The organism is Streptomyces sp. NPDC043876 (assembly GCF_056435825.1).
In genome coordinates, this window is record NZ_JBWKDV010000010.1 from 12272 (window position 1) to 34524 (window position 22253).

At 74.6% G+C, this 22253-nt stretch carries 16 protein-coding genes; 9 read left to right on the forward strand and 7 right to left on the reverse strand.

Going from position 1 to position 22253, the window contains the following annotated elements; translation table 11 throughout:
• Positions 1-38 precede the first annotated feature (38 nt).
• A complete protein-coding gene (locus AC0693_RS28040; protein ID WP_356410028.1) occupies positions 39-530 on the reverse strand; it encodes a DUF3499 domain-containing protein in 492 nt (163 codons plus the stop codon).
• 63 nt (positions 531-593) lie between these two features.
• Between AC0693_RS28040 and AC0693_RS28045 the strand changes: the two genes are divergently transcribed.
• Positions 594-1067 (forward strand): metallopeptidase family protein, encoded by a 474-nt coding sequence (locus AC0693_RS28045; RefSeq protein WP_468470076.1) that lies wholly within the window; start codon positions 594-596, stop codon positions 1065-1067.
• A gap of 64 nt (positions 1068-1131) precedes the next feature.
• Here AC0693_RS28045 and AC0693_RS28050 read toward each other — a convergent pair whose 3' ends face one another.
• The 3 genes from AC0693_RS28050 to AC0693_RS28060 all read right to left on the reverse strand — a co-directional run bounded on the left by AC0693_RS28050 (position 1132) and on the right by AC0693_RS28060 (position 6714).
• On the reverse strand, positions 1132-2628 hold the full coding sequence (locus AC0693_RS28050) for a DUF5719 family protein (protein WP_478803195.1): 1497 nt from the start codon (positions 2626-2628) through the stop codon (positions 1132-1134).
• Complete coding sequence (locus AC0693_RS28055) at positions 2625-6236, reverse strand: glycosyltransferase family 2 protein (RefSeq protein ID WP_478803196.1); 3612 nt, start codon at positions 6234-6236, stop codon at positions 2625-2627. Before AC0693_RS28055 ends, AC0693_RS28050 begins: the two co-directional genes overlap by 4 nt.
• Before the next feature lie 214 nt (positions 6237-6450).
• A complete protein-coding gene (locus tag AC0693_RS28060) occupies positions 6451-6714 on the reverse strand; it encodes a WhiB family transcriptional regulator (protein ID WP_003983763.1) in 264 nt (87 codons plus the stop codon).
• Positions 6715-7388: 674 nt separating this feature from the next.
• Here AC0693_RS28060 and AC0693_RS28065 point away from each other — a divergent pair.
• From AC0693_RS28065 to AC0693_RS28075, 3 genes are all read left to right on the forward strand, one after another.
• Positions 7389-7988: a cysteine dioxygenase gene (locus AC0693_RS28065; protein ID WP_469319686.1), complete on the forward strand. Its 600-nt coding sequence runs from the start codon at positions 7389-7391 to the stop codon at positions 7986-7988.
• 62 nt (positions 7989-8050) lie between these two features.
• Entirely contained in the window at positions 8051-9010 is a 960-nt protein-coding gene (cofD, locus tag AC0693_RS28070) for a 2-phospho-L-lactate transferase (protein WP_478803197.1), read from the forward strand.
• Positions 9007-10332, forward strand: a complete 1326-nt coding sequence (locus AC0693_RS28075; protein ID WP_478803198.1) for a coenzyme F420-0:L-glutamate ligase — start codon at positions 9007-9009, stop codon at positions 10330-10332. The genes cofD and AC0693_RS28075 overlap by 4 nt, the downstream gene beginning before the upstream one ends.
• 56 nt (positions 10333-10388) lie before the next feature.
• Here the strand turns inward: AC0693_RS28075 and AC0693_RS28080 are convergent, their stop codons facing one another.
• Both AC0693_RS28080 and AC0693_RS28085 read right to left on the reverse strand, forming a co-directional pair.
• On the reverse strand, positions 10389-11483 hold the full coding sequence (locus AC0693_RS28080) for a DNA-3-methyladenine glycosylase family protein (protein WP_478803199.1): 1095 nt from the start codon (positions 11481-11483) through the stop codon (positions 10389-10391).
• A gap of 472 nt (positions 11484-11955) precedes the next feature.
• Positions 11956-13392, reverse strand: a complete 1437-nt coding sequence (locus AC0693_RS28085; RefSeq protein WP_478803200.1) for a peptidoglycan recognition protein family protein — start codon at positions 13390-13392, stop codon at positions 11956-11958.
• A gap of 138 nt (positions 13393-13530) precedes the next feature.
• On the opposite strand from AC0693_RS28085, the gene AC0693_RS28090 reads away from it, so the two are divergent.
• The 4 genes from AC0693_RS28090 (at position 13531) to AC0693_RS28105 (ending at position 19492) form a co-directional block, all read left to right on the forward strand.
• The gene (locus AC0693_RS28090) at positions 13531-14280 is read left to right on the forward strand and encodes a TIGR03089 family protein (protein WP_478803201.1); all 750 of its coding nucleotides are present in this window, start codon (positions 13531-13533) and stop codon (positions 14278-14280) included.
• Between the two features lie 183 nt (positions 14281-14463).
• A complete protein-coding gene (locus AC0693_RS28095) occupies positions 14464-15675 on the forward strand; it encodes an LCP family protein (RefSeq protein WP_469319680.1) in 1212 nt (403 codons plus the stop codon).
• Positions 15676-15899: 224 nt separating this feature from the next.
• Positions 15900-17684 carry an LCP family protein gene (locus AC0693_RS28100; RefSeq protein WP_478803202.1) on the forward strand — a complete coding sequence of 595 codons (1785 nt, stop codon included), beginning with the start codon at positions 15900-15902 and terminating at the stop codon, positions 17682-17684.
• A gap of 95 nt (positions 17685-17779) precedes the next feature.
• Positions 17780-19492 carry an LCP family protein gene (locus AC0693_RS28105; RefSeq protein WP_478803203.1) on the forward strand — a complete coding sequence of 571 codons (1713 nt, stop codon included), beginning with the start codon at positions 17780-17782 and terminating at the stop codon, positions 19490-19492.
• Positions 19493-19565: 73 nt separating this feature from the next.
• On the opposite strand, the gene AC0693_RS28110 is transcribed toward AC0693_RS28105, so the two are convergent.
• Positions 19566-20594 carry a glycosyltransferase family 2 protein gene (locus AC0693_RS28110; RefSeq protein WP_478803204.1) on the reverse strand — a complete coding sequence of 343 codons (1029 nt, stop codon included), beginning with the start codon at positions 20592-20594 and terminating at the stop codon, positions 19566-19568.
• A 159-nt stretch (positions 20595-20753) separates the two neighbouring features.
• On the opposite strand from AC0693_RS28110, the gene AC0693_RS28115 reads away from it, so the two are divergent.
• Positions 20754-22235: an LCP family protein gene (locus AC0693_RS28115; RefSeq protein ID WP_478803332.1), complete on the forward strand. Its 1482-nt coding sequence runs from the start codon at positions 20754-20756 to the stop codon at positions 22233-22235.
• Positions 22236-22253 lie beyond the last annotated feature (18 nt).

Below are 22253 nucleotides of genomic sequence, written 5' to 3' on the forward strand. Positions count from 1 at the left end.
CCTTCCGGCGATCGGGTAACGGCCGGGGGCGCGGCGGGTCAGGACTCCGGGGAGCGCAGGACCCGCAGGTGGCCCCGCCGTGCGGGACCGCTCGTCTGCCCGGGAGCGGCGGAGCCATTCGCTCCGCCGGTGCCCTGGGGGCCGACGCCCGGGGAGCCGGCGGGCCGGTCCGCGCGTTCGTGCGGGCGGGCCGCCTCGCGGACGGCGTTGGCGAGGGCTTCGAGGTCGTCCCCGCTGGGCCGGGAGGGCGCGCCGCCGTCCGACAGCCGTACGACGTCCCAGCCGCGGGGCGCGGTGAGGCGCTCCGAGTGCTCGGCGCACAGGTCGTAGCAGTGGGGTTCGGCGTAGGTGGCGAGCGGGCCGAGGACTGCGGTCGAATCGGCGTAGACGTACGTCAGTGTCGCGACGGCAGGGCGGCCGCACGCGGTGCGAGAACAGCGACGTACAGGGCTCACGACGTTGGACGGTACCGCACTCTTGACCGGGCCGCGACGACACCGCCGCGGCCGGGTGCCGTGTCGTGACCGGATCCCGGCCGGGGGGCGCCCGGGTCGGGCCCCCGGCGCGGCGCCGAGGGCTACCCTGCGAGGGTGATGGACACCCCTCTGACTCCTCCTGCCGATGGACCTCCTCAGGAACCGCGGACGCGACGGCGCGACCGGCACGGGCGGGGGATGCGCGGACCGCTCGCTCCCCCGCAGGTGCCGCTGTCGGCGAGCCGGGCGGAGTTGTTCGGGGATCTCGTACGGGACTCGGTCGAGCGGCTGGAGCGGCACTGGCCGCAGCTGGCGGACGTGGAGTTCCTGGTGGGCGAGGTGCCGGCGCCGCCGGGCGGCCCGGACGGCGGCTGGAACGACGAGGCGGTCCCGCTGGGCGGGATGGTCTCCCCGGCGGACGGGCGGCCCGGGCGGATCGTGGTGTACCGCCGGCCCGTCGAGATCCGGACGAAGTCGCGGGACGAGCGGGCGCTGCTGGTGCACGAGATCGTGGTGGAGCAGGTGGCGGAGCTGCTGGGACTGACGCCCGAGACGGTGGATCCGCGGTACGGGCAGGACGGACCGGAGTAGGCGCACCGGCGCGCCCGGGCGCCGCGGGGCGCGGGACGGTGGTCCCGCGGCCCCGGGCGGCGCCTCAGTCGAAGAGGACCGAGAGGTCCTGGACGGCCCGGGGCACCGGTACCGCGCCGTGGTCGTCCGCGAAGGTCTGGACGGTGAACATCGCGATGCCCTCGTGCGGCAGGGACAGCGTGCGGGCCGCGTGGACCGGGCCGCCCGAGAGGGTTTCGAGGCTCAGCGCGTAGGAGCCCTTGCCGCCCGCCGGGGCCGGGGGCTGCGGGAGCGCCAGGGTGGTGCCCGCCTTGACGGTGAACTCCCTGACCGCCGCCTCGCCGCCCTGGGTGCCCGGGGAGGCGGTGATGCGGACCTTCGCGTCGGCCGCGCCGGAGGGCACGGTCAGGGACACGGTGGTCGCGCCCGTGTCGGTGCGGTTGTCGGCGACGGTGGCGCGGGCGCCGACCGGGCCCGCGGCGGCGATGAAGCCCAGTTCCTGCTTGGCCCCGCTGCCGCGGACCACCCGGAGCGCGGCGACCACCGGGACGGCCTTCTTGCCGTCGGAGGGGGTCAGGACGAGTGAACCGGCTTCGCCGCGGGTGACGTCCTTGAGGTCGACGCTCGCCGACATGCCGCCCTTGACGTGCAGTTGTTCGTTGCCGGCCGGGGTGATCGAGGCGCCGGGTCCGGCGAGCCGCAGCCGCAGGTCGGCGTCCTCCTCGCCGGGCGCGTAGGCGATCAGCCGGACGGAGGTGGCGTCGGCCGGGATCCCGGGCAGGACCAGCGAGCCCGCCGGGTCGGTGGAGGCGGGCAGCCAGTCGGCGCCGACCCCCTCCTCCGCGACCTGGACCGAGGCGCCGACGCGGCCCGAGCGGGTGGTCACGCGGGTGGTGAGGTCGCCGCTCTGGGCGCCCGGCGCGAGGGTGGACAGCAGCACCGGGACGCTGGACTTCGGGCCGATCTTGATGTTCTCGCCGGCGCCCGGCTCGGTCTTCAGGGCGCCCTCGGGGCCGAAGAGCTGGATGTCGACGACGGCGGGGGTGTCGTCCGCGTTCGTGAGGTGGACGTAGTCCTGGCGGCCCTTGGCGGTGCTGGTGCCGGGGAACCAGAACTCGGTGCCGGGGGCGGTGCAGGCGACCCCGAGCAGGCCGCGCGCCTGGCCCACGGCGACCTGGGTGGTCTGCTGGGCGGTCCAGCCGGGGGCGAGGAACCCGTCGGCGGTGCCGGTGAGCGCGGGGGCCTCGGCGCCGCTGGAGGTGGCACCGACGGGGGCGCCGGGGGTCTTGGGTTCCAGGAACGGCTTGGCGTCCTTGGTGGCGCCGGTGAGCCGGGCGGCGCCCTTGCCCTGCGGCTGCGCCTTGCCCGGGGTGATCGCCGTGTAGGTGGTCTCGGCGATGTCGGAGGTGCTGGGCGCGGGGCAGACCAGGGTGGAGCGTTCGACGGGGAGCCGGGCCGCGGACTGCTGCCGGGCCTTGGCGTCGGCGGCGGCCGGGGCGGCGGGCGCGGTGAGGAAGGCGACGCCCGTGACGGCGGCGAGGGCCGCGGTGACGGCCGCGAGGGTCAGGGGGGCGCGCTTCACTGCTGGGGGCTCCCGTCCGGGTGCTGGATGGGCTGTCCGTAGGCGTCGTACCGGACGTGTTCGTCGTACGGGTACGGCTGCTGCGGGGGCTGCTGGGGCGGGTAGTGCTGCGCGTACGGGTCGTACGGCGGCGCGGGCTGCGGGGGGTGGCCGTAGTGCGGGTCGGGCTGCTGCCCGTAACCGGGGGCGTAGCCCTGGTCGGCGTAGACCGGGTCCTGGGGCGCGTACTCCCCGGCGTACGGGTCCTGGACGTACTCCTGCTGCGCCGGGATCTGGGCGTACGGGTCGGCGACCGCCTCGGGGGCGGCGGGCTCGGCCGGGGGCGCGGCCTCCGCGCGCAGGCGGCGGGCGCGGCGGCCCTCGCCCGCTTCGGCCGGTCCGGGCTGGGCCGGTACGGCGCCCTCCTCGTCCGGCAGGTCGTCGTCCAGGCTGCGGCGGCGGCCCGGCAGGGCCATCACCAGGAGCAGGACGGCGAGTGCGCCCTGGGTCCAGTGCCAGGCGGTGCCGGCCAGGGAGTCGGTGTGGACCAGGTCGAGGCGGCCGCCCGCGGCGGGCAGTTCGAAGCCCTGGGCCCAGCCGTCGAGCGTCCTGGCCTTCAGCGGCTTGCCGTCGAGGGTGGCGCGCCAGCCGGGGACGGCCCGGTCGGCGATGCGCAGGACGCGTCCGGCCTCGCCCGCCGGGATCTTGGTGTGGGCCTCGACGGGTCCGGAGGCCACCGGGATGGGGGCCTCGCCGGGCTTGCCGGGGACGATCACGGCGCGGGCGACCTGCCGGTCGACCCGCCACAGCGCGTCGCCGTCGAGCTGGCTGAGGCGGCTCAGGCCCGGGGTGGCGTCCAGGACCCGGCGGACCTGCTGGGGGGCGCCGTCGCGGACCAGGACGTAGCGGATCGCGAAGCCGCCGAGCTGGGCGCTCTGGTCGGCGCCGGAGCCGGCGACCAGGCTGGAGACCACCTTGCCGAGGCGGGTGTCGCCGCCGGCCGCGGCGGCCGGTTCGGCGTCGCCGAGGCGGCCGCCGGAGCCGCGGACCAGGGTGTAGTCGACGCGGGCGGGCGAGCCGCCGCCGAGGACGAGGGTGCGGGCCTGGTCGCGGGTGCCGCTCTCCTCGGCGACGAAGGCGGGCACCTGGACGGGATCGCGGCGTTCCAGCGGGCCGTCGGCCCCGCCGAGCATCCAGCCCGCGGCGAGCAGCAGCGGGCCCGCGGCGGCGGCGAGGGCGACGAGCGCGGCGAGCGGCTGGCGCCAGCCGAAGCTGCGGGCGGCGACGCGCTCCTTGGCGCCGTCGGCGCCGAGGGCGGCGGCGGCGAGCAGGGCCAGGCCGTAGACGAGGGTGGCGGGTCCGGCCCAGGCGGTGCGGTTGACCAGGACGGCGAGGAGCAGCGCGGCGAGCGCGGCGGCCCAGGCGACGCCGACGGCGAAGCGGCGCTCGTCGCGCAGCAGGGCGGCCAGCGCCGCGAGGACGATGCCGAGGAGCAGGAGTCCGGCGGTGGCGCGGGGGCCGCCGGGGCTCGCGCCGAGCAGGTCGAGGGCGGAGGCGGCGCCGGATCCGTAGGGCAGGCCCGCCTCGCGCAGGAAGCCGGCGGGGTGCGTGAAGAGGGTCAGCGACCAGGGCGCGAGGACCAGCAGGGGCACGGCGAGCGCGGCGGCGAGGCGCGGGGCGTACGTCTTCCACGCGGCGCGGCGCACGGCCAGCGCGGCGAGTCCGAGGACGGCGGCGAAGGGCCAGATGACCGGGGTGAAGGCGGTTCCCGCGCTCAGCAGCAGGGTGTACGTCCACACCGCGCGCCAGCCGCCCCCGGCGCCGTCGCCGTCGTGGTCCGCGAGGCCGGAGGCGGCGACGGCGCAGCGGGCGAGGAGCGGCAGCAGGACGGCCAGGACGGCGGTGCCGAGGCGACCGGTGGCCAGCGCTCCGGTGACGGCGGGCAGGAAGGCGTAGGCGACGGCGGCCCAGGCGCGCAGCAGCCGGGAGCCGACGAGGGGCCGGGAGGCGAAGTAGGCGCTGAGTCCGGCGAGCGGGACCGAGCAGACCAGCAGCAGGGTCAGCGCGGTCTGGGTGGAGCCGAACAGCAGGGTGGCCAGGGCGCCGAGGACGGCGAGGTAGGGGGGCGCGCCCGCGGTGGTGCCGGTGCCGACGGGGTGCCAGTCGTCGGTGTAGGCGTGCCAGAGGGCGAGGGCCCCGTCGGGGGCGGGGAGCAGCGCGCCGCCCATGAGGGAGCCGCCGCCGAGGAGGGCGCGGCAGGCGACGAGGGAGGCGAGGAGCAGGAGGGCGAAGAGGACGGGCGCGGGCTTGCGGGCGATCCGCTTGAGGCGCGCGAACTGCTCGATCTCCAGGAAGTCGGCGTCGTCGCCGCCGGGGCCGGATTCGACGGCTCCGCCGTGCCTGCCGGCGCCGCCCGGTTCGCTGTCGCGGTCGGCGCCGAAGTATCCGGCGAGCTGTTCGACGTTGGCGCGCAGGGTGGCGCCGGGCGGCGGGAAGAGCGGGCGCAGTTCGGCGGCGGGGACGGCGGGGCGGCCGCGGCGGCCGCGGGCGCCGAGGATGCGGCCGGGGCGCAGCAGGGTGCCGAGCAGGCCCGCGACTTCGTCGACGGCCTGGCCGGGGGCCTTGCCGACGAGGTAGGCGAGGGTGCGCAGGGCGGTGCCGAGCAGGATGCGCAGCAGGACGTAGGGCAGGGCGCGGGCGGAGGAGTTGACGAGCACCGTGTAGGTGGCGCCCGCCTTGTCGACGCGGTGGGGGCTGACGGCGGAGCGGCCGGCGCAGTCGACGGTGCGGCGTTCGCGGGCGGAAGCCTCGGCGTGGCGCAGCACGGCGTCGGGGGCGACGAGGACGGTGTGCCCGGCGCTCTGGGCGCGCCAGCACAGGTCGACGTCGTCGCGCATCAGGGGCAGTCTGCGGTCGAAGCCGCCGAGCGCGTCGTAGACGTCGCGGCGCACCAGCATGCCGGCGGTGGAGACGGAGAGCACGGGGCGGACCTGGTCGTGCTGGCCCTGGTCCTGTTCGCGGCGGTCCAGGCCGGTCCAACGGCGGCCGCTGCGGGCGATGCTGACGCCCGCTTCGAGGAGCTGCTTGCCGTCGTACCAGCCGCGCAGCTTGGGGCCGATGACGGCGGCCTCGGGGTTCTCCTCGGCGACGCGCAGGAGTTCGGCGAGCGCGTCGGGGGCGGGGGCGCAGTCGTCGTGGAGCAGCCAGAGCCACTGGACGGGTTCGCCGTACGGCAGTTCGGGGAGGTCGTAGTTCTCGTCCTGCCAGGTGCGGCTGACGGGGTCCCAGCCGCTGGGGCGCTTGAGGTAGGGCAGGTCCTCGGGGGTGAGGACGCCCGCGGAGCGGGCGGCTTCGTCGACGGCCGTGCCGAATCCGGTGCGGCGGGCGAGGTGCAGGACCCGGTCGTCGCCGAAGGCTTCGGCGAGCAGGCGCGCGGAGTCGTCGGAGCTGCCGTTGTCGGCGGCGACGTGGTTCTGGGCGGGCCGTTCCTGGCCGAGCAGTCCGGAGAGGGTCCGGGGCAGCCAGCGGGCACCGTCGTGGGCGACGACGACCGCGGTGACGACGTGCCGGGGGAACTCGGGGACGGCGGGCCCGTGGGGGGAGGCCGACGAGTGGCTGTGCAGGGACATCGCGGTACGGGCCCTCCGGCCGGGGGTCCGGGGGTGGTGTGCCCTCGGAGGCTGCTGGACAGCGCCCCACACTAACGGCTGGGAACACAGCGGTCCGCCTCCAGCGGGGAAGGTGCAGGAGGCGGACCGTTTGCTCTGGTACCCGTGCGGCGTGGTGCGCGTACCGCCCCGGTCCGGCACGCCCGAGGGCGTATGCCGGGACGTATCGCCGCAATCAGACGGCGGCCTTTTTCAGCCGGCGGCGCTCGCGCTCGGAGAGTCCGCCCCAGATACCGAACCGCTCGTCGTTGGCGAGTGCGTACTCAAGGCATTCGGAGCGGACCTCACAGGCGAGGCAGACCTTCTTGGCCTCGCGGGTGGAGCCGCCCTTCTCGGGAAAGAAGGATTCGGGGTCGGTCTGGGCGCACAGTGCGCGCTCCTGCCAGCCGAGCTCCTCGTCCGCCTCCTCGACCAGCAGTTCCTGAAACAGCTCGGTCATGTGCGCCCCTCGCTCTGTCTTCGCGTCCCCGTGGTGTGGTCGTCACCGATGGCTACGGAACGACACGAGTGAAATTACAAGGAGGGCCTCCTGTGCAGTCAAGCCGAGATCTGCTATTGGGCCCCTTATTCACTCTGCGGAACCAAGCGTATGCAGAAAGTGTTGATATCGCCAAAAATCGCGACACATGCCACACGTACGGACGGATGGTGACCGGAGAGCCCCGCCCCTCGCCTTCCCCAAGATCGACGCGCCCCTCGCGGCGAGGGTTGCGTTTCGGTCACGGAAGCGGCGCAGATCACATTCCGGTCACGAGGTGACGGGGTCGGGGGCCCCGCCCCGGCGCGATCGGGTGCGGATGCCCCGCCACATCCCCGGTCAGGGGGTGCACAAACCTTTCTCCGGACACCGCAACCGGATGAGGTGAAACTTTTCGGCCAAACCAGACATTGGGTTGACAGCCTCCCCGGTCACCCGCTCTCCTTGTTTCCATGTCAGCGCCCGCAGCCGCCACCCGGACCCCCATTCGTGGGTTCCTGCGTGCTGCCCAGGTTCGCTGTTGCTGTTGCAGCTGTTGATGCCCGCGGAGCTTCGGCTTCCCCGAGCACCGGCTTCGCACCTCCAGCAACCGCCCGCGCGATCGCGCCACTGACATCCGTCGAGGTACCTCCGCAATGAACGCGACGAACACCCCGAACGCCCCGCAGGTCCGCGGCCCGCAGCAGCCCCCGGCCGCCGACGTCCCCCGAACGGGCCCGCCCGTCGAGAGCGACCTCCAGATCGCGGGCGATATCCTCGCCGTCCAGCACCTCCTCCAGCCCCCGCGCGAGCACCCGGCCACCGTCGCCGAGTTCGCCGGGCTCGCCCGCTCGATCGCCGGGGACCGCTCCCAGTGGGAGCACCTCGTCGAGTACGACGCCACCACCCGCTGGTACCACCGGCTGCGCACCGGCCCCGGCTACGAGGTGTGGCTGCTCAGCTGGGTCCCCGGCCAGGGCAGCGGCGCCCACGACCACGGACCGTCCTCCGGCGTGCTCACCGTCCTGGAGGGCGAGCTCACCGAGCACACCGACCGCGGGCCGCGCACCCTCGCCGCCGGCAGCCAGCGCGTCTTCGCCCCGGGCTACGCCCACGAGGTGGTCAACGACGCCCTCGACGGCGCGGTCAGCCTGCACGTGTACTTCCCCGGCCTGACCGAGATGCCCCGGCGCGAAGGCGCCCGCGCCGCCGCCCACGCCTGCTCCCCGGCGGACCGCAGCACCGTCTCGGCCTGAGGGTCCCGCCCCGCCGGACCACCGCCCCGCGCGGGACGGATCACGGCTGACAGACTGTCCGCATGCGCATTGTTGTACTGGCCGGCGGCATCGGCGGCGCCCGTTTCCTCCGGGGACTCAAGTCGGCCGAGCCCGACGCGGACATCACGGTCATCGGCAACACCGGTGACGACATTCACCTGTTCGGGCTCAAGGTGTGCCCCGACTTGGACACGGTGATGTACACCCTCGGCGGTGGCATCAACGAGGACCAGGGCTGGGGCCGCACCGACGAGTCCTTCACCGTCAAGGAGGAACTCGCCGCCTACGGGGTCGGACCGGACTGGTTCGGCCTCGGCGACCGCGACTTCGCGACCCACATCGTGCGGACCCAGATGCTCTCGGCGGGCTACCCGCTGAGCGCCGTCACCGAGGCGCTGTGCGACCGCTGGCAGCCCGGGGTGCGGCTGCTGCCGATGTCCGACGACCGGGTCGAGACGCACGTCGCGATCACGGAGGCGGCCACCGGCGAGCGGAAGGTCGTCCACTTCCAGGAGTACTGGGTCCGGCTGCGCGCCGCGGTGGCGGCGGAGGCCGTCGTACCGGTCGGGGCCGAGCAGGCCAAGCCCGCGCCCGGCGTCCTGGAGGCCCTCGCGGCCGCCGACGTGATCGTCTTCCCGCCGTCCAACCCGGTCGTCTCGATCGGCACCATCCTCGCCGTGCCCGGGATCCGCGAGGCCGTGGCCGCCGCCGGGGCGCCCGTGGTCGGCCTCTCCCCCATCGTCGGGGGCGCGCCCGTGCGCGGGATGGCGGACAAGGTGCTGGCCGCGGTCGGCGTCGAGTCCACGGCCGCCGCGGTCGCCCTGCACTACGGCACCGGGCTGCTCGACGGCTGGCTCGTCAACACCTCGGACGCGGACGCGACCGCCGAGGTCGAGGCCGCCGGGATCACCTGCCGCGCGGTGCCGCTGCTGATGACCGACCTCGCCGCCACCACGGCGATGGCCCGGGCCGCGCTGGACCTGGCCGAGGCCTCCCGGTGAGGGCGGACGTCCCCCCGTACGACCCCGCGGACGTCCCCTCCTACGCGGTGCGGGCGGTGGCCGGGCTGCCGGAGGTGCGGCCCGGCGACGACCTGGCGAAGCTGATCGCGGGCGCCGCGCCGGACCTGCGCGACGGGGACGTCCTGCTCGTCACCTCGAAGATCGTCTCCAAGGCGGAGGGCCGGATCGTCACCGCCTCCTCCCGCGAGGAGGCCATCGACGCCGAGACCGTCCGGGTCGTCGCGCGCCGCGGCGCCCTGCGCATCGTCGAGAACCGGCAGGGCCTGGTCATGGCCGCCGCCGGGGTCGACGCCTCGAACACGGCGCCGGGCACCGTCCTGCTGCTGCCCCTGGACCCGGACGCCTCGGCCCGCGCGGTCCGCGAAGGACTGCGCGAGGCCCTGGGGGTCGACGTCGGGGTCCTGGTCACCGACACCTTCGGGCGGCCCTGGCGCACCGGCCTGACGGACGTCGCGATCGGCGCCGCCGGGGTCCGCGTCCTGGACGACCTGCGCGGCGGCAGCGACGCCCACGGCAATCCGCTCAGCGCGACCGTAGTGGCCACCGCCGACGAGCTGGCCGCGGCCGGTGACCTGGTCAAGGGCAAGGCGGCCGGGCTGCCGGTGGCCGTCGTGCGGGGCCTGGGCCACCTGGTCGGCGGGGACGGCGACGCGCGCGAACTGGTCCGCTCCGCCGCCGACGACATGTTCCGGCTGGGGACCTCGGAAGCGGTACGGGAAGCCGTGCACGGGCGCCGGACCGTACGGGAGTTCACCGCCGAGCCGGTGGACCCGGGCGCCGTGCGCCGGGCCGTCGCGGCGGCCGTCACCGCCCCCGCGCCGCACCACACGACGCCGTGGCGGTTCGTCCTGCTGGAGTCGGCCGCGGCCCGTCTGGAGCTGCTGGACGCGATGCGGGACGCGTGGATCGCGGACCTGCGGCGGGACGGCAGGTCCGCGGAGTCGATCGCGAAGCGGGTGCGGCGCGGGGACGTGCTGCGCGCGGCGCCCTACCTGGTGGTGCCCTGCCTGGTGACGGACGGCGCGCACCACTACGGGCACGCCCGGCGGGACGCGGCGGAGCGGGAGATGTTCGTGGTCGCGATGGGCGCGGGCGTGCAGAACTTCCTGGTCGCGCTGGCCGGGGAGCGGCTGGGCTCGGCGTGGGTGTCCTCGACGATGTTCTGCCGGGACGTGGTGCGGGAGGTGCTGGCGCTGCCGGACGACTGGGACCCGATGGGTGTGGTGGCGGTCGGCCACGCGGCGGGGGCGCCGCGGGAGCGGGCGGAGCGGGACGCGGCGGACTTCATCGAGGTGCGCTGACGGTACTGCGCTGACCGGTGCGCCGGGCCGGGGCCGTCCCCGGCGCCCGGCGGCCCTCAGATCAGCCCGATGTCGTTGCGGTACATCCGGGGGGCGCGGCGGGGCGGGGTGCGGCCCCCGAGCAGGATCAGGCGTGCGGCGCGGTGGCGCTGGCCAGTGCCCTGGTCGGCGTACGGGGCCAGCAGCTCCAGCATCACCGCGTCGTCGGCGTCCCGGTCGCCGGTCAGGGAGTAGCCGATGATGCCCGGCAGGTGCAGATCGCCCGTGGTGACGGCGTCGGCGGCGCCGTTGCTGCGCTGGAGCGTCTCGGCGGAGGTCCAGGGGCCGATGCCGGGGACCGCCTCCAGGCGCGCGGCGGCGGCCGGGAGGTCCATGGAGGCCGCCTCCTCCATGCGGGGGGCGACGCGCGCCGCGCGGACGATGGTGGCAGAACGTTTCGAGTCGACGCCCGCCTTGTGCCAGTCCCAGGACGGGATCAGCGCCCAGGTGCGGGCGTCGGGCATCACGTACAGGTCCGGGTGCGGGCCCGGGGCCCGCTCGCCGTACTGCCGCACGAGGCGGCGCCAGGCGCGGTAGGCCTCGTCGGCGGTGACCTTCTGCTCCAGGACCGTGGGGATCAGGACCTGGAGGACCAGCCCGGTCCGGGTCAGCCGCAGGCCGGGGCGGCGGCGGTGGCTCAGGTGCACGAGGCGGTGCCGGGGGACGAAGGCGGTGGCGTCGTCCTCGGCGCCGAGGAGGGCGGGCAGGCGGTCGAGGACCCACTCCGTGCCGGGGCCCCAGGCGGTTCCGCTGACCTGGTCCGCGCCCGTCGCCTTCGCCACGCGGAGGGTGGCGGGGCCGGCGGGGGTACGGATCCCCAGCCAGACGGCCCCGTCGGGGGCGGTCCGGAAGGTGGGGTCGCCGGGGCCGCGGCGGAGCGGCCCGAGGATGAGCCCGACGTCGAGCCCGGCGCCGTCTCCCCACACGCGCTCCCGGCCCTGCGCCGGCGCTGTGTGGGCTGCGGGCGCCGGTACGGCTTCGGCTGTGGCGGGGGGTTCGGCTGCGGCCCCGGGGTCGGCTTCGGCGGGTCGGACTGCGTCCGGGGGCTCGGGGAGGTGGGTGCGGCCGCCGCGGATCGCGGTGCGGGTGAGGGGATCGAAGCGGCCGGCCATGGGTCGAGCGTAGCCCTGCGGGGGCCGTTCCCCTCCCCGCCCCTTCCCGAACCCGGCCTCCGCCCGGACCCGCGCCTCAAACGCCGGCGAGGCTGGATGGCCCCGGCTGCGGGCCACCATCCGAGCCGGCACATCGCCGACCCCGGACGGCCACTCAAGCCCGCCCGGCGATTGAGGGCCCGCCGGAGGCACCACGAACCCGCAGCCCAGACGACCCCCGGGCTCCGCCCGGACCCGCGCCTCAAACGCCGGCGAGGCTGGATGGCCCCGGCTGCGGGCCCCACTCCCGTCGGGCCACCCCGGCCGCCCGACGGGCGGGACATCGCCGACCCGGGCTGCCGTTTAAGCCCGCCCGGCGATTGAGGGCCCGCCGGAGGCACCGCGAGCCCGCGCTCGGACAGCGGCCGGGAAGGGCCCGGCCGGGTGGGACCTGGCCCGCGGCCGGGAGGGTGGCTCCGGCACGGTCAGGGGTTCAGCGGCCCTGGAGGCGGGCCGCCGAGGAGCGGGCGGTGGGGAGCTTGCCGTACAGCAGGCGGCCGGGGCACTCCGTGGCGAAGCCGTCCCGGTGGCCGGAGATCACGTTCAGCCGGACGTTGGTGCCCTTGCGGTACAGGTTGCCGCCGCCCGACCGGAGCGTCGTCTTCGACAGCGGGTTCGCCCCGAAGAGCCCCAGCTTCCAGGCCGTCAGCCGCGCGACCGCGTTCACGGCGGCGGCCGGCGGCTGCGCGTCGCTGAAGGTGCCGATCACCGCGATGCCCATGCTGTCCGTGTTGAACCCCATGGTGTGCGCGCCCTGCACCGCCTTGGTGACCCCGCCCGCCCGGCCCTCGTACACCGTGCCGCACTTGTCGACGGCGAAGTTGTAGCCGATGTCGCGCCAGCCGCTGCTGACCACGTGGTAGCGGTACAGGCTGCGCAGCACCGCCGGGGCGTCCCGGCAGGCGTAGTTGTTGCCCGAGGCGGTGTGGTGGACGAAGGCCGCCTTGACGGTGTTCGTGTACACGAACCCCGGTTCGCGCAGCCGCTCGTCGGCGCCCCAGCCGCGCCGGGTGACGATGGCGGGGCGCGGCCCGATGTAGGGACGGGCCGCCGGGCTGAGCGTCCCCTCGCTCGCGAGGACGGCGTCGGCGGTGGAGTCGGCCTTGTTCAGCGCCGGGATCGCGGTGGCGCCGAGCGGCGCGAGCGGCACGTTGGCCGCCGAGGACTCGGCCGCCTCCATGCTGAGCGCGGGCGTGCCGGGCAGGCCCGGGATGCCGGCCTGGGTCTCGCCCTTGTCGTCGCCCAGCGGCGCCGAACCGTTCTTGGCGTCGCCCTCGGGCGGCGTCCGCGGCGCGGCGCCCGGGTCGACCAGCTCGATCCGCATCCCGGCGGGCAGCTGGGCCGCGGCCGTCCGGTCGCCCGGTTCGGCCCGGACGCGGACTTCGACGCCGTCGGACTCGCCGACCCACAGCGGGGCGGTGCTGCCCCGGACCCGGCCCCCGGCGCGTTCGGCGGCGTCCGGGTCGGCGGCGTGCTCGCTGTTGTGGGTCTCGACGTCCTGCCAGTCGGACCAGGCGGCCGTGCGGGCGGAGCGGGTCCGGACCTGGACGGTGCCGGTCAGCTGGGTGGCCGCGTCGTCCCAGACGACGCCGACCAGGGAGAAGGTCCCCACGTCGCGCGCGGGCAGCCCCTTGGTCTCGGGGAGGCGGGGGGAGGCGCTCATGCCGGGTACGCCGGTGTCCCGGTCGGACGCGGGCGTGAGCGGGACCAGGGGCAGCGACTGGGTGGACCCGGCCGGGGCGGCCGGGGTCACGGGGGACGCCGCCGTCGCGGTCGAGGCCGCCGCCGCCGTGGGGAGGGCGAGGGTGAGCGGGAGGGACAGTGCGGCCGCGGTCGCGACGCCGATCGAGGAAGCAAGGAATCCACGCATAAATGGATGCTGGACGCGCTGCTGACGGCCCGCCATCCGAGAACTGACGGATCGTCGGGTCCGGGGCGCGTGGCTTCCTCCGTACGGGGGAGGGGTATGGCCGCCGTACGGCGCAGCGCCCCGCGTAGCCTGAGCCGGGTGAACACCACTGACCGCACCCCTGCCGACCTGCTGCGATCCGCGCTCGCCGCCGATCCGGGCCGCCCCCTCGTCACCTTCTACGACGACGCGACGGGCGAGCGCGTCGAATTGTCCGTCGCCACCTTCGCCAATTGGGTGGCCAAGACCGCCAATCTGCTCCAGGGCGACCTCGGCGCCGAGCCCGGTGACCGGCTCGCGCTGCTGCTGCCCGCGCACTGGCAGAGCGCCGTGTGGCTGCTCGCCTGCGCCTCGGTCGGCGTGGAGGTCGTGGTGGGCGGGGATCCGGCCGACGCGGACCTCGTGGTGAGCGGGCCGGACACGCTGGAGGAGGCGCGGGCCTGTTCCGGTGAGCGGGTGGCGCTGGCGCTGCGGCCGCTGGGCGGGCGCTTCCCGCAGCCCCCGGCGGGGTTCGCGGACTACGCGGTGGAGGTGCCGGGGCAGGGCGACCGGTTCGCCCCCTTCGTGCCGGTCGATCCGGCGGGGGCGGCGCTGAGCGTCGGGGGCCGGACGCTGTCGGCCGCGGAACTGGTGGACCTGGCCCGGGCGGACGCGGCCCGGCTCGAGCTGGCCGAGGGCTCCCGGCTGCTGTCGGGGCAGGGCTTCGACACCTGGGAGGGGCTGTCGGCGGGCCTGTTCGCGCCGCTGGCCGCGGGCGGGTCGGTGGTGCTCTGCCGCCACCTGGACCGGCTGTCACCGGACGGGCTGGCCCAGCGGACCGAGAGCGAGCGCGTCACGCACACCGCGTGAGCGGCCGGGCAATGGCCCCGCCACCCGCTCCGCCCACCTGCGGGAACGCGCGATTTGTCACCCACATGGCCCAGTACGGACCCCTGCCCCCGGGCCGCCCCGGCGACCCGGGGGCAGGATCGGCGTAGGCCGCGTACCCACCCCTGAGCGGCCGTCGCCCAGCGGTGAGGGACGGACACGGACGTGACCGACGGCGCAGGCATACCCGGGGACACCGGTGCGGAGACGGGCGCGACGCCGCCCCCGCGCCGGCGCCGCCGGCTGCTGCGCTGGATCGGCCTCGGGCTGGTGCTGCTGGTCCTGGCGGGGGCCGCCACCGGCTGGTGGGTCTACCGCAAGCTGGAAGGCAACATCAAGGCGGACACCTCCGCCGCCGCGGAGCTGCGCCGCTACGACCGCGAGCGCCCCGTGCACGTCGTGGACGGCGCGCAGAACATCCTGCTGATCGGCTCCGACTCGCGCTCCGGCAAGGAGAACGCGAAGTACGGGCACGACCGCGGCACCCAGCGCTCGGACACCGCGATCCTGCTGCACCTGCCCGCGGACCGGCGCAGCGCGACGGCGGTGTCGCTGCCGCGGGACCTGATGACGACCGTGCCGAGCTGTCTGAAACCGGACGGGACGCGCACCACGGAGCAGCTCGCCCAGTTCAACTGGGCCTTCGAGTGGGGCGGGGCCGGCTGCACGGTCCGTACGGTCGAGAAGCTGACCGGCATCCGGGTCGACCACCACGTGGTGGTGGACTTCGGCGGGTTCAAGAGGGTGGTCGGCGCGGTCGGCGGGGTCGAGGTCTGCCTCAAGGAGCCGATCGACGACCCCGAGGCCCGGCTGAAACTGCCCGCCGGGCGGCAGGTCCTCCAGGGTGAGCAGGCGCTCGGGTTCGTCCGCGCGCGGCACAGCCTGGGCGACGGCAGCGACACCGAACGGATGGCCCGCCAGCAGGAGTTCCTCGGATCGCTGGTCAAGAAGGTGCAGAGCGACGGGGTGTTGCTCAATCCGGGCCGGCTCTACCCGCTGCTGGACGCGGCGACGTCCTCGGTGACCACGGACCCGGGGCTCGCCTCGCTGCGCGGGCTGTACGAACTGGTGCGCGGCATACGGGACATACCCACCGACCGGATCAACTTCCTGACCGTACCCCGCAAGCCCTACGGCGCCGACCCGAACCGGGACGAACTGGCCGAGCCGGAGGCGGCCCGGCTCTTCCGTCAGCTGCGGACGGACCGGCCCGTCACCGTGGTCCCGCCCGCCCCGGCTGATCAGCGGGAACGGGCCGCGGGCGAGGGGGCGGCCGAGGGCGGCGGGACGCCGGCGCCGAGCACGGGAACCGGCGCGAGCGCCTCTCCCGTCCCCACCTTCACGGGCACGACGGCGGGCAGGGCTACCTGCCGGTAAAGCAATCCCAAAAGCCGGTGTCCGAACCGAGCGGGTTGAGGGGATTGCCCGGTTATAAGGGGGGTGGAATTTGTCACCAGCATGGTTTGAGGGCGAACTGGGCGGATAAGGTGAGCGATCCGGTGCGCGGGCTGGCCAGAGACCGCACACCAGCAGCCGGATCGTTGACCGGGCGCCTGGGGGGAGGCGCGTCGCGAGGCACCCGACGGAGGATTCGAGCAACCGTGGATGCGCACAGCCGTGGGCGAGCAGATGAAGCCGACCCCGCCGACCAGTGGGTCATCGACCCCCGAACGGGCGACTACGAGCTGCGACTGGACCGCTCCGCTGCGCAGCAGCCTTCCCTGACCTCCCCGCGAAGAGCCCGCGCACCCTTCTCGGCCCAGCGCGCCGCGCAGCGTTCCGCCCGCCCGGGCCGGTCCGCCGCGGTCCCCGCGGCCACCTCCCCGACGGCCACCTCCCCGACGGCCACCTCCCCCGCGGTCCCCAAACCGCGGCGCGGCGAGGGTTCCGGCAGCGGGCGGCGCGGCGGCCGCAAGGCGGCCGGCGGCGGTGGCGGCCGCGGCCCGCGCAAGGGGCTGGTCGTCGTCGGCGGCTCGCTGGCGTTCCTGCTGGTGGGCGGCTCGCTGGCGGGATACCTGTACTACGACCACCTGAACGGCAACATCCAGACCACCGACACCCTCGGTGCGGGCCGCAACGGCTTCCAGAAGGACCAGCCGATCAACCTCCTGATCATCGGCACCGACAAGCGGACCGGTGACGGCAACCAGGGCTACGGCGACTCCGACAGCCCCGGGCACGCGGACACCACGTTCCTCTTCCACGTGTCCAAGGACCGGACGAACGCCACGGCGCTGTCCATCCCGCGCGACCTGATCACCAACATCCCCAGCTGCCCCACGCGGCAGAGCGACGGCTCGACGAAGACCATCCCCGCCGAGCGCGGGGTGCGCTTCAACACGAGCCTCGGCCAGGAGGGCCGCGACCCGGGCTGCACCATGCGCACGGTGCAGGAGCTGACCGGGATCCCGGTCGACCACTTCCTGATGGCGGACTTCAACGCGGTCAAGACGCTGAGCACCGCGGTCGGCGGAGTCCCGGTCTGCCTGGACAAGGCCGTCAAGGACCGGGACTCGAAACTGGACCTGTCGGCCGGCGAGCACCGGCTCGACGGGGAGCAGGCGCTCGCCTTCGTCCGTACCCGGCATTCCTTCGGCAACGAGAGCGACCTGGACCGGATCAAGACCCAGCAGCAGTTCCTGAGTTCGATGATCCGCGAGATGAAGTCGAAGGACACGCTGAGCAGCCCCAAGAAGCTGTTCGCGCTCGCGGAGGCGGCCACGAAGGCGCTCAAGGTCGACAAGGGCATGGGCTCCATCTCCCAGCTCACCGCGCTGGCCGGGGAGTTGAAGGGGATCAACCCCAAGAACGTCACCTTCACCACGCTGCCGGTGCTCGACAATCCGGCCGAGCGGGTCAAGGCGACCGTGGTGGTCAATCCGGGGCAGGCCGACCCGCTGCTCCAGATGATCCGCGGGGACGTCTCGCTGACCGCCGTGGAGCAGAAGGAGAAGGCCGCCGCGGCGGACGCCAAGAACAAGCAGGACGCGCTGCTCCAGGGCAACCGCGCGCCGGCCGCCGATGTCCGGGTGAACGTCGCCAACGGCGGCGGGCCGCAGGGGTCCGCCTCCACCACCTTGGCGTGGCTGCAGAATTCCAAGGGCGTGGAGAAGTCGAGCAACCTGGGCAACGCGCCCGCGAAGCTCGAACGGACCACGCTGGAGTACGCGCCCAACCAGGCCGACCAGGCCCGGGCGCTCGCCGACATGATGGGCCTGCCCGCGGCGGCCCTGAAGCCCGGCACGGCGGACGCGCCGCCGAAGACCCCGATGAAGCTCACGCTCGGCGCGGACTTCAAGGGGGCGGGGGTGTCGCTCACGGCGCCGCAGCAGACGCCGGAGGGCGTCCAGCGGGTCGAGGCCGACAAGGCGGTCTGCGCCCGATAACGGGGCCCACGGGGCCCGATGGCGGGTCCCGCGGGGGACCTCCACAGCAATGACCGGCACAATGCCTGACGAACAGGATCTTGAGGGGGGTACGTGTGACGCACAGCAACGTGCGCGGGGAGGGTGCGCCCTCCGGGGCCACCGGCGGCATATCCGGCGGCAGCGGTGACGCGCCCGGCGCGGTACCCCGTCGGCGGCGCGGCCCGGGGAGCGGCGACGCCACCGGTGGCGACACCCCCGGCGGCGACGGCCCGGGCGCACGCGCCCGCCGCAGACGCGGCCCGTCGGGACCGCCGCGCAGGGGCCGCAGACGCGCGCTGCGCTGGGTGGCCTCGGTGCTGGCCTTCGTCATACTCGGGACGGCCGGCGCCGGATACCTGTACTACCGCTACATGAACGGCAGCATCCAGACGGACGCGCTGAACCTGGGCGACAGCAAGCTCGGCGGGTCCAAGCCGAACGCCTTCGGCCAGATCCCCCTGAACATCCTGCTCATCGGCTCCGACGCGCGCAACGACAAGGAGAACCAGGCCCTCGGCGGGGCCAGGGACACCTTCGACGGGCCGCCGCTGGCGGACGTGCAGATGCTGCTGCACCTGTCCGCGGACCGCACGAACATGTCGGTCGTCTCGATGCCGCGCGACACGATGATCAAGATGCCGAAGTGCACCGACACGGACGGCAAGGTCTACCAGGCCAGCACGAGGCTCGTGCAGACCAACGAGTCCCTCAACCGCGGCGGCCCCGGCTGCACGGTCGCGGCCTGGCAGGAGCTGACCGGCATCCCGATCGACCACTTCATGCTGATCGACTTCAAGGGCGTGGTCGCGATGGCGGACGCCATCGGCGGCGTCCCGGTATGCGTCCAGCAGAACGTGTACTCGCACACCAGTGAGGGCCACGGCTCGGGCCTGAAGCTGACCAAGGGCGAGAACGTCATCCAGGGCGAGCAGGCCCTCCAGTGGCTGCGCACCCGCTACGGCTTCGAGGACGGCACCGACATCGGCCGTACGCACGCCCAGCACATGTACATGAACTCCATGGCCCGCGAGTTCCGCAAGAACGCCAAGCTCACCAACCCGGTGAAGCTGAACAGCCTGGCGCAGGCGGCGATCAAGGCCATGGTCGTCGACACCGGGCTGAACAAGATCGACAAGCTGTTCGACCTCAGCATGGAACTGAAGAAGGTCCCCCCGGGCCGGATCACGATGACCACCATGCCGTGGGTGTACAGCACCCGCGAGGAGGGCCGGGTCGAGCCGAAGCCGGTCGAGGCCGAGGAACTGTTCAAGATGGTCCGCGACGACGTCGCCCTCGACGGCAGGGGCCAGCCGGGGGCCGCCGCGTCCGCGGCGCCCGCTCCCTCGCAGCCCGCCGCCGACCCGGCCGCGCCGCCCGCCCAGATCCCGGTCCTGGTGCGCAACGCGACCGGCGGCAAGAACGGCGAGAGCGCCATGGTCAAGGGCCGCTCGACCGAGGTCACCGCGCTGCTGGCGGGCAAGGGCTTCACCCGGGCCCGGTCCGACACCCAGGTCGCCGGCGAGGACACCACGGTGATCCGCTACGCGGGCCTGGACCAGGCCGGTGACGCGCAGGCCGTGGCCACCGCGCTCGGCCTGCCCGCGGGCGCCGTGCAGCGCTCCACCGACGTCACCGGGATCACCCTGTTCGTGGGCAAGGACTGGCGCAAGGGCGACGCCCCGGCCGCCGCTCCCCCGGCCCTGAACAAGGCCCCGGACTCGGCGCGCCCGCTGAACGGCGACAACGACAAGGAGTGCATGGCGATCCAGGAGGGCTTCACCTGGTAGCCGCTCCCACACGGCGCAGGGGCCCGGCGGATCGCATCCGCCGGGCCCCTGCGTCGTGTGGTGCGGGCGCGTCCTACGGCGCCGCCGGGGCGTCCTCGCGCACCGACGGGCGGCGGCTCGCGATGACCTTGGCCGCCAGCGAGCGCGGGCTGGTCAGGAAGCCGAAGCCCCAGCACATGTGCATGGTGGCCAGGGCGACCGGGATCCGGACCCGGGCCTTCGGCGACAGCCCCCGGCCCGCCGGGACGGAGCCCGCGGTGATCGCGGCCAGGTAGCCCGCCGGGACCACGAAGGCCCAGGGGGTGAGCGTCGCGCCCGCCACCGCGCCCGCGGCGATCGCGACGAGCGCGGTCGGCGGGGCGAGGTAGCGCAGGTTGATCGAGCCGGCGTGGTAGCGGGCCACCACGCGGCGCCAGCGCCCGTAGTCCTTGTACTGCTTGGCCAGCGCCCGCACGGAGGGCCGCGGGCGGTACTGGACCTTCAGCTCGGGCGAGAACCAGATCAGTCCGCCGGCCTCGCGGATGCGGAAGTTCAGCTCCCAGTCCTGGGCGCGGATGAACTCCACGTTGTAGCCGCCCGCGCGCTCCAGCGCCTCGCGGCGGAACACGCCGAGGTAGACGGTGTCGGCGGGACCCGCCTCGCCGCCGGTGTGGAAGGCCGCGTTGCCGACACCGATCTTCGAGGTCATCGCGGCGGCGACGGCGTCTTCCCAGGCGTTCTCGCCCTCGGCGTGCATGATGCCGCCGACGTTCTGCGCGCCGGTCTCCTCCAGGAGCCGCACGGCGGTGGCGATGTAGTCCGGGGAGAGCATGCCGTGCCCGTCGACCCGTACCACGATCGGGTGACGCGAGGCCTTGATGGCGGCATTGAGGGCGGCGGGCGTGCGGCCGGTGGGGTTCGGAACGGTGTGGACGCGCGGGTCTTCGCTGACGAGCTGTGCGGCGATCTCGTCGGTCCGGTCCGTGGACGGGCCGAGCGCGATCACCACCTCCATCTCGCCCGCATAGTCCTGCCCCAGGATGTGCCGGACGGAGTCGCGCAGATGGCGCTCCTCGTTGAGCACCGGCATGATCACCGAGACGGCGGGCTGCTGGGTCGGCATGTGGTCCTTCAAGGTCGGGTATCGGTGTCACGTTACCGCGTACGGGGGAACCGGGTGCGCGCCGGACGATCGGTACGGTCAGTCGCTGATCGTATGGGCCTACTGTTCTGGCGAATCTGCCCCCTGCTTTGCGCCGCGGAGGTGTCCCCCGTGTCCCCCGTGCCCCACCCGCACCGCTCTCCCCGTCCCGCACCACCGCAGCGCCCCCGGCGCGGCGGCCCCGCCCGGCGCCCTCACCCGCCGCGCTGGGGCGTGCGGCTGGCGGCGACCGTCTCGGTGGTGGTCCTGGGCTCCGGGGCGATCGGCCACGCGGTGATGACCGGCCTGGACACCGGGATCGAGCGGGTGGACCCCTTCAAGGACATGAAGAACCGCCCCCAGGCCGGGCACGGCGTGAACTTCCTGCTCGTCGGCACCGATGGCCGGGACAAGATCAGCTCCGACCAGAAGCGCGACTACAAGCTGGGCGGGGCGCCCTGCCACTGCACCGACACGATCATGCTGGTGCACATCTCGGCCGACCGGGGACGGGCCAGCGTGGTGAGCCTGCCCCGCGACAGCTACGCCGAGATCCCCGAACACACCGACCCCGCGACCGGCAAGACCCACCGCGCGCACCCGGTGAAGCTGAACGCCGCCTACGCGGAGGGCGGCCCCAACCTGACCGTGCGCACCGTGGAGAACATGACCCGGGTGAAGATCGACCACTACCTGGAGGTCGACTTCACCAGCTTCATGAAGACGGTCGACGCGATCGGCGGGGTGGAGATCTGCACCGCCAAGACGATGCGGGACTCCTACACCGGCCTGGACCTCCAGCCCGGCACCCACCGCCTGACCGGCGGCCAGGCCCTGCAGTACGTCCGTTCGCGCCATGTGGACGGGGCCGCCGACCTGGGCCGGATGCAGCGCCAGCAGCGGTTCGTCGCGGCGCTGATCAAGCAGTCCGCCAACGGCGGGATGCTGCTGAACCCGGTGCAGTTCAAGCAGGTCAGCTCGACGCTGCTGGGTTCGGTGCGGGCCGACCCGGGCTTCGGCTCCGAGCAGATGCTGGCGCTGGGTCAGGCGATGCGGGGCTTCTCGCCGTCCTCCTCCGAGTTCGCGTCCGTACCGGTCGGCGACGCCTCGTTCCCGGTGAAGGGCCTCGGCGACACGGTCAAGTGGGACGGGCCGAAGGCCGCCAAGGTGTTCGCCGCGCTGCGCGACGACCGCCCGCTCGCCCCGGCCCGGCCGGCCGCCGCGCCGGGGCGGGCGGCGGCGCCGGCCGCCGTACCGGTGGACGTGGCCCCCCAGCAGATCCGGATCCAGGTGGAGAACGGCACCCGGATCGACGGCATGGGCGGCCGCGTCGACGAGGCGTTGCGGGCCACCGGCTTCGACACCACCCGCGCCCCCGGGAACGCGGCCAGCCGCGAGGTCAAGCGCACGGTGGTCACCTACGACCCGCGCTGGGACCGCTCGGCGCGGACGGTGGCGGCGGCGCTGCCCGGCATCGAACTGCGGGCGGTGGCCGGCCAGGGGCGGACCCTGATCGTGACGGCGGGCGCGGACTACAAGAAGGTGGTCCCGGTCCGCGCCGAGGACCCCTACCAGGGCGAGTTCGGCGTGGTGACGGGCGACCAGGTGGTGTGCGGGGGCTGAGCGGAGGGCGGGGCCAAG

Coding starts and splice junctions, on each gene's coding strand:
- AC0693_RS28045 (WP_468470076.1), top strand. CDS start 594: ATGGACACCCCTCTGACTCCTCCTGCCGATGGACCTCCTCAGGAACCG.
- AC0693_RS28055 (WP_478803196.1), bottom strand. CDS start 6,236: ATGTCCCTGCACAGCCACTCGTCGGCCTCCCCCCACGGGCCCGCCGTC.
- AC0693_RS28060 (WP_003983763.1), bottom strand. CDS start 6,714: ATGACCGAGCTGTTTCAGGAACTGCTGGTCGAGGAGGCGGACGAGGAG.
- AC0693_RS28065 (WP_469319686.1), top strand. CDS start 7,389: ATGAACGCGACGAACACCCCGAACGCCCCGCAGGTCCGCGGCCCGCAG.
- cofD (WP_478803197.1), top strand. CDS start 8,051: ATGCGCATTGTTGTACTGGCCGGCGGCATCGGCGGCGCCCGTTTCCTC.
- AC0693_RS28080 (WP_478803199.1), bottom strand. CDS start 11,483: ATGGCCGGCCGCTTCGATCCCCTCACCCGCACCGCGATCCGCGGCGGC.
- AC0693_RS28085 (WP_478803200.1), bottom strand. CDS start 13,392: ATGCGTGGATTCCTTGCTTCCTCGATCGGCGTCGCGACCGCGGCCGCA.
- AC0693_RS28110 (WP_478803204.1), bottom strand. CDS start 20,594: ATGCCGACCCAGCAGCCCGCCGTCTCGGTGATCATGCCGGTGCTCAAC.